Source organism: Dechloromonas denitrificans, from assembly GCF_001551835.1.
Classification (GTDB): Bacteria; Pseudomonadota; Gammaproteobacteria; order Burkholderiales; family Rhodocyclaceae; genus Azonexus; species Azonexus denitrificans.
Map to the genome: position 1 here is coordinate 364,016 of NZ_LODL01000010.1, position 11,838 is coordinate 375,853.

An 11,838-nucleotide genomic window follows, 5' to 3' on the forward strand; every position below is an offset into this window, starting at 1 on the left:
CCGGGAAAAAGCAGCGCATTTTAACAAGAACGGGCCGCTCTGGCCCGGCCTTCGGCTCGCTTCAGAGGCTGAAGGCGAGGGTCAGCAGCAGCGCGAAGGCCAGTTGCAGTCCGGCGGTCAACGCCAGAATCTGGTTAAAAACCGGCCCCGGTGCTTCCCGGTGGAAACGCTGGATCAGGCGGCCGGCCAGCGGCAGCGACAGCAGCGGCAGCGCCGCCAGCGCGCCAAGCTCGGCGCCGAGCAGGGGGAGCAGGGCGTAAGGGAGGAGCATTTCGCCGGCGTAGATCCGGCGCGTCGCCGGGCGGCCTAGGCGGACGGCCAGCGTGTTCTTGCCGTTTCGGGCATCGCCGTCGAGGTCGCGGTAGTTATTGACGGTAATCACTGCCGCGGCATGGATGCCGACCAGGGCGGCGGCGATCAGTGCCGCCGGACTCAGGCCGAGGGTTTGCAGGTAATAGCTGCCGCCGACGGCGACCAGACCAAAAAAGAGAAAAACGAAGATTTCACCGAGTGGACCGTAGGCAATCGGCTTCGGGCCGCCGGTGTAGGCCCAGCCGGCGGCCAGCGAGGCGAGGCCGATGGCGACGATCGGCCAGCCGCCATGCCAGACCAGATAGATGCCGCACAGGAAGGCGAGGGCAAAGGCCAGCCAGGCGCCGAGTTTGACGCGGCCGACGCTGAGCCAGCCTTCGGCGGTGGCGCGTTTCGGGCCGAGGCGATCCGGCGTGTCGGTGCCGCGCAGGAAGTCGCCGACGTCGTTGAACAGGTTGGTGCCGATCTGGATGAAGCCGGCGCCGAGGGCGGCAGCGAGCAGCGGCAGCCAGAGCAAGGCGCCGCTGTCGTGCCAGGCGATGGCGGTGCCGACCAGCACCGGTGACAGCGAGACGGACAGGGTCTTGGGGCGGCAGGCGAGGAACCAGGCTTGCAGCCGCCCGGGATTTACGGCCAAGCGCGTGCTCCCCAGATCATCCGCTTGGCGACGAAGTGACGGACCGGCGGACAGAGGTCGAGGGCAAGCAGGCCAAGACCGCGCGCCAGCTTGAGCGGGCCGCAATCGTTGGAGAAGGTGCGGACGATCTGGTCGGTGAAGAAGGCGCTGCCCTTGCGGTCGAGGCGGCGACTGGCGGCATAGTCGGCCAGACTGCCACGGTCGACGCCATTTTTGAGCAATATTTCCGCCAGTTGCCAGGCGTCGCGGATGCCGAGATTGAAACCCTGGCCGGAGACCGGGTGCAGGGTTTGCGCCGTATTGCCGATCCACACTTCCTTGCCCTTGACCAGCGTTTCACGCAGGCGCAGGGCGAGAGGAAAGCGGCTGCGCGGACCGGGCTTGGCGAAACTCAGGCGTCGGCCGAACTGGTTTTGCAGGGCGACGGTGAAAGCGGTGTCGTCCATCGCCATCACGGCATCGGCCTTGGCCGGCGGCAGCGTGAAGACGACCGAATATTCGTCGCCAAGCGGCAGCAGGGCGAGCGGGCCGTCCGGCGTGAAGCGTTCCCAGGCGCGCTTGTTATGGCCCGGCGTCGGCGTGATTTCGGCGATCACGGCATGCTGTTCGTAATCGCTGACCTTGACCGCCGGGTCGTCGCCCGGCGTGCCTTCGGCGTGGACGAGCAGCTTGCTCTGGATGGTGCGCAACTGGCCGGCATGGCGCAGCGTTACGGTGACGTGATCGTCACCCGGGGTGATGTCGAGAATTTCCGCCTCGGCCAGCATGGCGTCGGGCGGCAACTGCGCCGCCAGGGCCGCCGCCAGATCGCGGTAGCGGACGACGTAGCCGAGTGCCGGCAGCGCGTAGTCGGCGCGGTCGATCAGCGTCCGGCCGAAGCCATCCTTTTGCGAGATGTGGATGGTTTCGATCGGTGTCGCGGCGCGGCTCGGCCAGCTATTGATCTGTTCGAGCAGCTGGCGGGCGCCGTACGACAAGGCGAGGGCGCGCGGGTCGCCTTGCTGGGAAGCCAGCGGTCGACGGTCCAAAAGTAATGATTTCTGGCCGCCGGCGGCGAGTGCCAGGTGCAGCGTCATGCCGACCGGGCCGGCGCCGACGATCAGGATGTCGACCTGTTCGACAAGCCCTTCAGTCATGGCGCATCACTTCCTCGATCTCGGCCACCGTCTTTGGCGCCGTGGTGTAGACGTCGCAGCCTGACTCGGTGACCCGGACGTCGTCCTCGATGCGGATGCCGATGCCGGCCAGCGCCGGCGGGATATCGGCGCCGGGACGGATGTAGAGGCCGGGTTCGACGGTCAGCGTCATGCCCGGCACCAGCCGGGTCCACTCGTCGCCGACCTTGTATTCGCCGGCATCATGCACGTCGAGGCCGAGCCAGTGGCCGGTGCGGTGCATGTAGAAGCGGCGGAAATCGCCTTTTTCGATCAGGTTGTCGAGGTCGCCCTGGAGCAGTTTGAGATCGATCAGGCCCTGGGTCAGTACGCGGACGGCGGCATCGTGGCCTTCCATGAAGTGGCGGCCGGGCGCCGTCGCCTGGATGGCTGCCGCCTGGGCGGCGAGGACGATTTCATAGACGTCCTTCTGCGCCGCATTGAAGCGGCCATTGACCGGGAAGGTGCGGGTGATGTCGGCGGCGTAGCCTTCGACCTCGCAGCCGGCATCGATCAGGACCAGGGTGTGGTCGTTGAGGATCTTGTCGTTGGAGACGTAGTGGAGCACGCAGGCATTGGCGCCGCCGGCGACGATCGGCGTGTAGGCGTGGGCATCGGCGCCACGCTTCCTGAATTCGTAGCTCAGTTCGGCTTCCAGTTCGTACTCGGCCATGCCGGGGCGGCAGGCGCGCATGGCGCGGGCATGGCCGGCGCTGGCGATGTCGGCCGAGCGTTGCTGGATGCCGGCCTCGGCGGCATCCTTGATCAGGCGCATGGCATCGAGTTCGGCGCGCAGGTCGTGGATGGCGCGCGGCGCCCGCTTGCCGGCCCGGGTCTGGGCACGGACTTCGTTCAAGGCCCTGGCAATGCGGGTATCCCAGCTACTGTCGTGGCCGATGGCATGCCACAGGGTGTCGCGGTCGACGAGGAATTCGGCCAGTTTCTTGTCGAGTTGCTCGATCGGGTAGGCGGCATCGAAGCCGAAGGCGGTCTTGGCGGCTTTCGGCCCGTAGCGGTAGCCGTCCCAGATTTCGCGCTCTTCATGCTTTTCGCGGCAGAACAGGATGGATTTCGGTTTGCTTTTGCCATCCTTGGCGCCGATCAGCACAACGACCGCTTCCGGCTCCGGAAAGCCGGTCAGATACCAGAAGTAACTGTCGAAGCGGTAGAGATGGTGTGCGTCGCGGTTGCGGATGACTTCCGGTGCGGTCGGTACGATGGCGACGCCGTCGCCGATGGTTTGCAGCAGGCGCTTGCGGCGGGCGAGAAAGTGGGCGTGGCTCATGCGGTCCTCAATTCGGTATCCCGAAGTTCCTGGTCCAACTCGGCCAGGCGTTGCGGCGTTCCTACATCGACCCAGCGGCCGGCGAAGCGTTCTCCGGTCAGCGTGCCGGCGGCGATGGCGGCATCAAGCAGCGGGCGCAGTTTCATGACCGTGCCGGGTTGGACGTCGGCGAAGAAGGCTGGCGAAAAAACGCCAATCCCAGCATAAGTGAGTGTTTGCTCACCGTTGGCGTAAGTGACGCGCTCGCCGTCCAGGCTGAAGTCGCCGGCGGTGTGGTGGGCCGGGTTCTCCACCATGACGAGGTGCGCCATTCCGGCGGTCCACCCGGCAAAACGGCCAAAATCCAAATCGCAATAAACATCGCCATTGACCACCAGGAAGGGCTGGTCGCCGAGCAGCGGAAGGGCGCTGGCGATGCCGCCAGCGGTTTCCAGGGCGCCCGGCGGTTCCGGCGAGTACTGAATGTGCAGGCCCCATTGCGACCCGTCGCCAAGCGTTTGCTCGATCAACGAACCGAGGTGGGCGTGGTTGATGACGATTTCCTTGAACCCTGCCGCCGCCAGCCGTTCTAGATGCCAGGCGATGAGCGGCTTGCCGCCGGCCGGCAGCAGCGGCTTGGGTGTGTGGTCGGTCAGCGGCCGCATGCGTTCGCCGCGGCCGGCGGCGAGGATGAAGGCTTTCATTTTGCCCTTAACGCCGGTAGCCGATCTGCTCGGTGTTGCCTTCCAGCTTGTCGAGCAGGTTGAGCAGCGGCTTCAGCGCAATGTAGCGGCTGGCTGTCTTGCGGGCGTAGTTCATGAAGCGGGGCAGGTCTTCGCTGTATTTTTCCTTGCCGTCTCGGTATTTCAGGCGGCAGAAGATGCCGAGTACCTTGAGGTGGCGCTGCAGGCCCATCAGTTCATAGTCGCGCCAGAAATCGCCGAAGTCGGCGCGCACCGGCAGGCCAGCGGCGCGGGCCTTTTCCCAGTAGCGGACGACCCAGTCGATTTCCTGCTCTTCTTCCCAGGAAATGAAGGCGTCGCGGAACAGCGAGACGACGTCGTAGGCGATTGGTCCGTAGACGGCATCCTGAAAGTCGATGATGCCCGGGGTCAGGCGTTCGGCGCTTTCGACCAGCATCAGGTTGCGCGGCATGAAGTCGCGGTGCACGAAGACCTTGGGCTGGTTCAGCGCCGAGTTGATCAGAAACTTGAAGGTCCGGTCGAGCATCGATTTTTCGTCATCGCTCAGTTGTACGCCGAGGTGGCGGCCGACGAACCATTCCGGGAAGAGGTTGAGTTCGCGGCGCAGCAGGGTGGCGTCGTAGGGCGGCAGCGTGCTCGCCTTCGAGGCGAGTTGCCATTGGACGAGGCTGTCGAGGACCGGGCGGATCAGCAGGTCGGCCATCGACAGGTCGGCGTTGAGGGCATCGAGGTAACCGATGCGGCCGAGGTCGGTGAGGACCAGGAAGCCGTGCTCGAGATCCTGGTCGAGAATGCGCGGTGCGGCGAGGTCGGCTTTGGCGAGCAGGCCGGCGACGTGGATGAAGGGCTTGCAATCTTCCTTGTCCGGCGGCGCGTCCATCAGGATGCGCGTGTTGCCGTCCGGCCAGGTCAGGCGGAAGTAACGGCGGAAGCTGGCATCGGCCGAAGCGGGGGTGATCTGGACGGACTGATCGGGAAAGCGACTGGCGACCCAGTCTGTAACAAGTTGATCGCGCGGCGTGGCTTGCATAAGCGGGCAGGGTTCGGTTCGTTGTAAAATGCCGGGATTTTAACACTCGGGTTCCGGCCATTCCGGTCCTGGCCCTTTCCTGATTGCCTTGATGACCGGTTTTGCCCGCCGTCCGCTCGCTGTTTTTGTCTGTTGCATGTTCGCCGGCATGCAGGCCAGCCACGCCGCAATCGACACGGCGCGTCTGTCGTTGCCGACGGGCGAGGCCGGCAATTCTGCGCCGAAAGATGTGTCTGCCGCCGGCCTGCGGCTGGCCGCCAACGACACGCCGGTCCGCCTGCGCGTCGAGCGCAAATTCAACGTGCTGGGCAAGAAGAAGGCGCCGCTCGTGCCTGGCGTCGGGATCGAGCATCCGGTCGAACTGAACAAGGATGACAGCTATCCGATGTTCATCGTCGCCGACAATATCCAAGGCCGGGCCGACGAAGTGACCGAGGCGGAGGGGGAGGTCGAGGTCCGCAAGGCAGGCACCCTGATCTTTGCCGACAAGCTGACCCACTGGCCGCTCGAGGACGAGGTCGAGGCGACCGGCAATGTCCGCCTGCTCCAGGAAGGCACCGAGGTCGAGACGCCGCATCTGCGGATGAAGCTGACCGAGCAGATCGGCTTTGCCGAGCAGGCCGACTACTACATCGTCAAGGACGTGGCGAGCAAGTTCTACCGCCAGCAGCAGACGGTGGTGACGGTGGCGAGCAGCAGCGCGGTGTCGACCGGGGCGCCGATGATGCTCAATGTGCCGAACAGCTACGGTTTGCCAACAGTTGGCCCAGCCCGCCGCCCTTCGGAAGGGAGCGGTCATGCCGACATGGTCAATTTCGAAGGCGAAAACCATATCCGGATGGCGGACTCGACTTATTCGACCTGCAAGCCGGGACAGAACGACTGGTACCTGCAAAGCTCGGAAATGCTGCTCGACTATGACCGCGACGTTGGTGAGGCCAAGCATGCCTCCCTGTGGTTCAAGGGCGTGCCGATTTTTTACGCGCCGGCGACTTCCTTTGCGCTGAACCATCAGCGCAAAACCGGTTTTTTGCATCCCTTTTTCTCGACCTCGACCAATAACGGCTTCGACATCACGACACCGTATTACTGGTCGATCGCGCCCAATTACGACCTGACCCTCTACCCACGCTACATGGCCAAGCGCGGCTTGCAACTCGGTGTCGAAGCGAATTATCTCGATTACAACTACCGTGGCATGACGCGCCTCGAGTACATGCCGAATGACGAAATCGAGAATGCTCGTCGCTACGCCTACAACATCCAGCACCAGCACAATTTCGGGCGGGGTTTCTCGGCCTCGGTGAACTGGAATGGTGTTTCCGACGACAATTACTGGGAGGACATGTCCTCGCGTCTGCTGCAGACTTCGCAGACCCAGTTGCCGAAGCAGGTCATCCTGAATTATTCGCCGACGCCGTGGTTGCAGAGCAATATGCAGGTCCTGCGTTACCAGACCTTGCAGCCGGACCCGAATAATCCGATTGCCCGCCCCTACTTCCTGGAGCCGCAACTGAACGTGGTCGGTTTCAAGCCGAATGTGCTGAAGACCGATCTCAGCATGATCGCCCAGTTCTCGCGCTTCACGCATCCGGACAAGGTGGTGGGCGACCGTATGGTCTTCTACCCGCAAGTTTCCTTGCCCATTGTCCATCCGGCTTTCCAGATCACGCCCAAGCTCGGCGTGCATATGACCAAGTATGCGCTGGACCAGCAGACGATTGGCGAGCCGACCAGCCTCAGCCGGACGCTGCCGACCTTCACGCTCGATTCGACGGTGATTTTCGAACGGGAAAGCAACTGGCTCGATACCAACTATATCCAGACGCTGGAGCCGCGTCTTTACTACGTCAATATTCCGTACAAGGACCAGAGCAAGATCCCGATCTTCGACTCCGGTCTCACCGACTTCAATTTCGCACAGATCTTCTCCGAAAACCGCTACAGCGGCTTCGACCGGGTCAACGATGCCAATCAGCTGACGGCGGCGGTGACCACCCGCTTCCTCGATGCCTCGACCGGCGTCGAGCGCTTCAAGGCGATGCTCGGCCAGCGCTACTACTTCAAGCCGCAGCGCGTCACCATTCCCGGCGAAACGACCCGGGCGGCCGACTTCTCCAATCTGGTGGCTGCGGTCAACGGCCTGATCTGGCCGAAAACCTATGCCGATGCGGCCTGGGAATACAACTACCGCGACGGTACCAACGAACGTCTGTCGCTGGGCATGCGCTTCCAGCCAGAACTGGGCAAGGTCTTGAGCGCCAGTTACCGCTATACGCGCGACCCGCTGACCGACAAATCGACGGTCGATCAGTTCGACATCGCCGGTCAGTGGCCGCTCAACGGGCAGTGGTATGCCGTCGGCCGTTACAACTGGTCGATGAAGGACAGCCAGTTGCTCGAAGCCATCGGCGGTCTCGAATACAATGCCGGTTGCTGGTCGGTGCGCGGTGTCGTGCAGCGACTGGAGGCTGTTTCCGGCACGCCCAACACGACGTTTTACTTCCAGCTCGAACTCAACGATTTCGGCAGCATCGGCTCCAATCCGCTCGGCCTGCTCCGGCGCAGCATCCCCGGCTACGGTAAAACCAACGAACTGCCCAACAGCGGCAGCCTGCTCTCCACCCAATGACCACCATGCCCAACATCCTTCGCCGTCTTCTTGTCCTGATCTGCTGCCTGTGCGGGTTCTTCGCCCAGCCGCTGTTCGCCGCTTCGCAAGAGCCTATCGAGGCCGACCATATCGTGGCCGTGGTCGGTGACGAAGTGGTCACTTATTACGAACTGCGCAGCCGCCTGGAGTCGGCGCTCAAGCAGCTGGAGAAGCAGGGTACGCCGCTGCCACCGCAGGATGTGCTTGAGCGCCAGATGCTCGAACGGGTCATCATGGATCGTGTGCAACTGCAGTACGCCCGGGAAACCGGCCTGCGCGTCGACGACATCCAGCTCGATCAGGCGATCGGCCGGATTGCCGCCAATAACAAGATGACGCCGCAGCAATTCCGGCAAACCCTGGAAAAGGACGGCATCAAGTACGCCAAGTTCCGTGAGGAGATCCGTACCGAAATGACCATGGTCCGCCTGCGCGAACGCGAGGTCGATAGCAAACTGGTCATTTCCGATGGCGAGATCGACAATTATTTGTCCAACCAGGCTGCCAACGGCGGCAGCGAGGAATATCAGCTGGCCCATATCCTGTTGCGCGCCCCGGAGTCGGCCAGCCCGGAACAACTGCAAAAACTCCGCCTGCGTGGTGAGCAGGCGCTGAAGCGGGCGCTGGCCGGCGAGAACTTCGCCGAACTGACCGCCGCCTTCTCCGATGCGCCGGATGCCCTGAAAGGCGGCGACCTCGGCTGGCGGCAACTGGAGCGCCTGCCCAGCCTCTATGCCGATGTCGCCGCTCGCTTGCAGGCTGGCCAGATCAGCGAACTGCTGCGCTCCTCGGCCGGTTTCCACATCGTCAAGCTGCTCGGCAAGCGCGGCGGCAGCGCGCCGGCTTCGATCCAGCAAACCCGGGCCCGGCACATCCTGGTCCGCATCAACGAAATTGTTTCCGAGTCCGAAGCACGTCGCAAGCTGGAAAACGTCCGCGAGCGCATCGTCAATGGCGTCGATTTCGCCGAGCAGGCCCGTCTTTATTCGCAGGACGGCTCCGCTGCCAAGGGCGGCGATCTCGGCTGGCTGAATCCGGGCGATACCGTGCCGGAATTCGAGCGGGCGATGGATGCGCTGAAGGTCAATGAAATGAGCCCGGTCATCCAGTCGCCGTTCGGCATGCACATCATCCAGGTCCAGGAACGCCGCGAGCGCGACGTCTCGGCCGAACGTCAGCGTGGTGTCGCTCGCCAGGCCCTGCGCGAGCGCAAGCTCGACGAGGCGTATCAGGACTGGCTGCGCCAGTTGCGCGACCGCACCTACGTCGAAAACCGGATGCAAGAGCAGTAATGCGGCCGCTGATCGCGGTCACCAGCGGCGAACCGGCCGGGATCGGGCCGGAACTCTGCCTGCGCCTGGCCGACTATGCCGGCGAGGCGCAGCCGGTCATCTTGGGTGACCGCCAATTGCTGGCTTCACGGGCCGCCCAACTCGGCCTGAATCTCAGCTTCCGCGATTTTTGCCCCGAAAACAGTGTCGACCGCCGGCCTTTGCCGGCCGGCACGCTGGACGTGCTGCACATGCCGCTCGCCGTACCGGCGGTGCCCGGGCGACTCGATGCGGCCAATGGCCGCTATGTGCTGGCCCTGCTCGACCGGGCGCTGGCCGGTTGCCAGTCCGGCGAATTCGCGGCGATGGCGACGGCGCCAGTGCACAAGGGCGTCATCAACGAAGCCGGCGTGCCTTTCACCGGCCACACCGAATACCTCGCCGAACAGACCGGCACGCCGCTGGTCGTCATGATGCTGGCCGGCAACACCGAGCGCGGGCCGCTGCGCGTCGCGCTGGTCACCACCCACCTGCCGCTGAAGGATGTGCCGGCAGCGATCACGCCGGACGTTCTGGCCCAGACCCTGCGCATCCTGCACGCCGACCTGCGCGGCAAGTACGGCATTGCCGCGCCACGCATCCTGGTCGCCGGCCTCAATCCGCATGCCGGCGAAGGCGGTTACCTTGGTCGCGAGGAAATCGACATCATCAGCCCGGTGCTCGACCAACTGCGCAGCGAGGGCATGCTGCTCTCCGGCCCGCATCCGGCCGACACCATGTTCACGCCGCCGGTCCTCGCCCAGGGCGATGCCGTGCTCGCCATGTACCACGATCAGGGCCTGACCGCCCTGAAGTACGCCACCTTCGGCCATGGCATCAATGTCACCCTCGGCCTGCCGATTATCCGCACCTCGGTCGACCACGGCACCGCGCTCGAACTCGCCGGCAGCGGCCGGGCCGATCCGGGCAGCCTGTTCGAAGCGGTGGCAGAAGCGGCCCGCATGGCCACCAGAAAGGTTCAGATTCAATGAAAGAGCACGTCGCCCGCAAGCGCTTCGGCCAGAATTTCCTCGTCGATAGCGGCATCATCGGCGCCATCGTTTCCGCCATTGCGCCGCAGCGCAGCGATACCCTGGTTGAAATCGGTCCCGGCCTCGGCGCCATCACCGAGCCGCTGCTGGCTCGCCTCGATCACCTGCATGTCGTCGAGATCGACCGCGACCTGATCGCCCGCCTGAAAAAACAATACCCGCGCGAGCGCATGACCATCCACGAAGGCGACGCGCTGGCCTTCGATTTCGCCAGCATCGGCCGCAAGCTGCGCCTGGTCGGCAACCTGCCCTACAACATCTCGACGCCGCTGCTCTTCCATCTGGCGGACTATGCCGAGATCGTCTACGACATGCACTTCATGCTGCAGAAGGAAGTCGTCGAGCGCATGGTGGCAGAGCCCGGCGAGTCCGACTTCAGCCGCATCTCGGTGATGCTGCAGTACCGCTTCCACATCGAGTGGCTGATCGACGTCCCACCGGAGAGTTTCGAGCCACCACCGAAGGTCCAGTCGGCCGTCGTCCGCCTGATTCCGAAGGATGTTTCCGAACTCAACGCGAAAAGCACCGCCAAGTTGTCGCAAGTGGTCCTCGCCGCCTTCTCGCAACGGCGCAAGATGCTGCGCAACACGCTGAAAGGCGTGCTGAGCGATGCCGGCTTCACCGAACTCGGCATCGACCCGACTCGCCGGGCTGAAGATATCCCGGTTGCCGACTACGTGCGGATCGCCAATTATCTTTCTTGACGGAGGGCGACCGCCAAAAGAAAACCCGCCGCCGGCGGGTTTTTTTGTGCCGGAAACGGCAGCTTACTTCTTCATCGGGCAGGTGCTCATGCCGAGCAGCGGGTAGAGCGGGCACCATCCCATCAGCCCTGTGGCAAGGGGTACGATGCCGATATAGCCCCAGGCCGGCAGCAGGCCGGCGACGGTGGCGCCAATCAGGCCGGCGCCGACAACGATACGCAGGATTTTATCGATACCACCAACATTGCTTTTCATGATCTGTTCTCCGTTGAGTAAATAGGTACGGCGCCTACTTTAGCCACCGCGGATGACAGCGTATGTAACCTGGGTCACACAGCGGCGAGTTTTTGCAGCCCGGTCCGGTCGCTGATGCTCAACTGCTCGCGGCCGAGCATGACCAGGCCCTGGCTGGCGAAGCCTTTGAGCAGGCGACTGACGATTTCGCGGACGCTGCCTAGTTCGTCGGCCAGTTGCTGGTGCGTGACGTTGATCACCGTCTCGTTACGGGCCAGCAGCAGCTTGGCCAGCCGCTGGTCGAGGCGGGCAAAGGCGACTTCCTCGACCAGTTGCATCAATTCGCCGATCCGTTCGGCAAACAGGTGAAAGACGAAGTCGCGGAAAGGTGCATGCTCGAGCATCAGCCGGGAAAAGTCGGCGACCGGTAGGGCGAGCAGGGTGAGCGGCGTTTCGGCGATGCCGCGGGCGTTATAGTCGCTGTGGCCAAGCAGGCAACTGGAACTGATGATGCATGAACCGCCGGGCGTTACCCGGTAGAGCACCAGTTCGCGGCCGCTGGCCGCCAGCTTGGCGACCTTGATGCTGCCTTCGATCAGTAGCGGAAAGCCCTGGCAGGGCTGCTGCTCGGCAAAGACCTGGGTGCCGGCCGGCAGCTGCATGACGGCCTGCGGCTGGAGCAGGGCCTGCCGGCGATCTGCCGGCAGGCCGGCCAGGGCCGGATACAAATCCAGTACTTTTTGCAGGTCGACCGTACGGCCAGCCTTTGTTTCCATGGTCGCCG

General features: G+C 63.8%; 11 protein-coding genes. 4 read left to right on the forward strand and 7 right to left on the reverse strand.

The features are described from left to right. Positions 1-61: 61 nt before the first annotated feature. The 5 genes from AT959_RS05975 to AT959_RS05995 are packed head-to-tail and all read right to left on the reverse strand — an operon-like array spanning position 62 to position 5,101. A complete protein-coding gene (locus AT959_RS05975; protein ID WP_240481750.1) occupies positions 62-949 on the reverse strand; it encodes a 1,4-dihydroxy-2-naphthoate polyprenyltransferase in 888 nt (295 codons plus the stop codon). Continuing rightward, complete coding sequence (locus tag AT959_RS05980; protein WP_066881629.1) at positions 940-2,085, reverse strand: FAD-dependent monooxygenase; 1,146 nt, start codon at positions 2,083-2,085, stop codon at positions 940-942. The genes AT959_RS05975 and AT959_RS05980 overlap by 10 nt, the downstream gene beginning before the upstream one ends. Beyond that, positions 2,078-3,388 (reverse strand): aminopeptidase P N-terminal domain-containing protein, encoded by a 1,311-nt coding sequence (locus AT959_RS05985; RefSeq protein ID WP_066881630.1) that lies wholly within the window; start codon positions 3,386-3,388, stop codon positions 2,078-2,080. The genes AT959_RS05980 and AT959_RS05985 overlap by 8 nt, the downstream gene beginning before the upstream one ends. Beyond that, the gene (gene murU / locus AT959_RS05990; RefSeq protein ID WP_066881632.1) at positions 3,385-4,071 is read right to left on the reverse strand and encodes an N-acetylmuramate alpha-1-phosphate uridylyltransferase MurU; all 687 of its coding nucleotides are present in this window, start codon (positions 4,069-4,071) and stop codon (positions 3,385-3,387) included. Before murU ends, AT959_RS05985 begins: the two co-directional genes overlap by 4 nt. A gap of 7 nt (positions 4,072-4,078) precedes the next feature. Continuing rightward, positions 4,079-5,101: an aminoglycoside phosphotransferase family protein gene (locus tag AT959_RS05995; RefSeq protein ID WP_066881633.1), complete on the reverse strand. Its 1,023-nt coding sequence runs from the start codon at positions 5,099-5,101 to the stop codon at positions 4,079-4,081. A 91-nt stretch (positions 5,102-5,192) separates the two neighbouring features. Here AT959_RS05995 and AT959_RS06000 point away from each other — a divergent pair, with 91 nt between their 5' ends. Genes AT959_RS06000 through rsmA form a run of 4 tightly spaced genes read left to right on the forward strand, consistent with a single transcriptional unit; the run spans position 5,193 to position 10,820 of the window. Then, the gene (locus AT959_RS06000) at positions 5,193-7,733 is read left to right on the forward strand and encodes an LPS-assembly protein LptD (protein WP_066881634.1); all 2,541 of its coding nucleotides are present in this window, start codon (positions 5,193-5,195) and stop codon (positions 7,731-7,733) included. Between the two features lie 5 nt (positions 7,734-7,738). Further along, positions 7,739-9,046: a peptidylprolyl isomerase gene (locus AT959_RS06005; RefSeq protein ID WP_066881759.1), complete on the forward strand. Its 1,308-nt coding sequence runs from the start codon at positions 7,739-7,741 to the stop codon at positions 9,044-9,046. Then, positions 9,046-10,056 carry a 4-hydroxythreonine-4-phosphate dehydrogenase PdxA gene (gene pdxA / locus AT959_RS06010; protein ID WP_066881636.1) on the forward strand — a complete coding sequence of 337 codons (1,011 nt, stop codon included), beginning with the start codon at positions 9,046-9,048 and terminating at the stop codon, positions 10,054-10,056. Before AT959_RS06005 ends, pdxA begins: the two co-directional genes overlap by 1 nt. Next, positions 10,053-10,820, forward strand: a complete 768-nt coding sequence (gene rsmA, locus AT959_RS06015) for a 16S rRNA (adenine(1518)-N(6)/adenine(1519)-N(6))-dimethyltransferase RsmA (RefSeq protein ID WP_066881638.1) — start codon at positions 10,053-10,055, stop codon at positions 10,818-10,820. Before pdxA ends, rsmA begins: the two co-directional genes overlap by 4 nt. 63 nt (positions 10,821-10,883) lie before the next feature. On the opposite strand, the gene AT959_RS06020 is transcribed toward rsmA, so the two are convergent. Together AT959_RS06020 and AT959_RS06025 are read right to left on the reverse strand one after the other, a co-directional pair. Further along, entirely contained in the window at positions 10,884-11,075 is a 192-nt protein-coding gene (locus AT959_RS06020; RefSeq protein WP_066881640.1) for a YgaP family membrane protein, read from the reverse strand. Between the two features lie 74 nt (positions 11,076-11,149). Then, positions 11,150-11,830, reverse strand: a complete 681-nt coding sequence (locus AT959_RS06025) for a Crp/Fnr family transcriptional regulator (protein ID WP_240481751.1) — start codon at positions 11,828-11,830, stop codon at positions 11,150-11,152. Positions 11,831-11,838 lie beyond the last annotated feature (8 nt).

What these genes read in the sequence shown, in the direction of transcription:
- AT959_RS06000 (WP_066881634.1), top strand. Translation starts at nt 5,193, where the DNA reads ATGACCGGTTTTGCCCGCCGTCCGCTCGCTGTTTTTGTCTGTTGCATG.
- AT959_RS05980 (WP_066881629.1), bottom strand. Translation starts at nt 2,085, where the DNA reads ATGACTGAAGGGCTTGTCGAACAGGTCGACATCCTGATCGTCGGCGCC.
- murU (WP_066881632.1), bottom strand. Translation starts at nt 4,071, where the DNA reads ATGAAAGCCTTCATCCTCGCCGCCGGCCGCGGCGAACGCATGCGGCCG.
- AT959_RS06020 (WP_066881640.1), bottom strand. Translation starts at nt 11,075, where the DNA reads ATGAAAAGCAATGTTGGTGGTATCGATAAAATCCTGCGTATCGTTGTC.
- AT959_RS05995 (WP_066881633.1), bottom strand. Translation starts at nt 5,101, where the DNA reads ATGCAAGCCACGCCGCGCGATCAACTTGTTACAGACTGGGTCGCCAGT.
- pdxA (WP_066881636.1), top strand. Translation starts at nt 9,046, where the DNA reads ATGCGGCCGCTGATCGCGGTCACCAGCGGCGAACCGGCCGGGATCGGG.
- AT959_RS05985 (WP_066881630.1), bottom strand. Translation starts at nt 3,388, where the DNA reads ATGAGCCACGCCCACTTTCTCGCCCGCCGCAAGCGCCTGCTGCAAACC.
- AT959_RS06025 (WP_240481751.1), bottom strand. Translation starts at nt 11,830, where the DNA reads ATGGAAACAAAGGCTGGCCGTACGGTCGACCTGCAAAAAGTACTGGAT.
- AT959_RS06005 (WP_066881759.1), top strand. Translation starts at nt 7,739, where the DNA reads ATGCCCAACATCCTTCGCCGTCTTCTTGTCCTGATCTGCTGCCTGTGC.
- rsmA (WP_066881638.1), top strand. Translation starts at nt 10,053, where the DNA reads ATGAAAGAGCACGTCGCCCGCAAGCGCTTCGGCCAGAATTTCCTCGTC.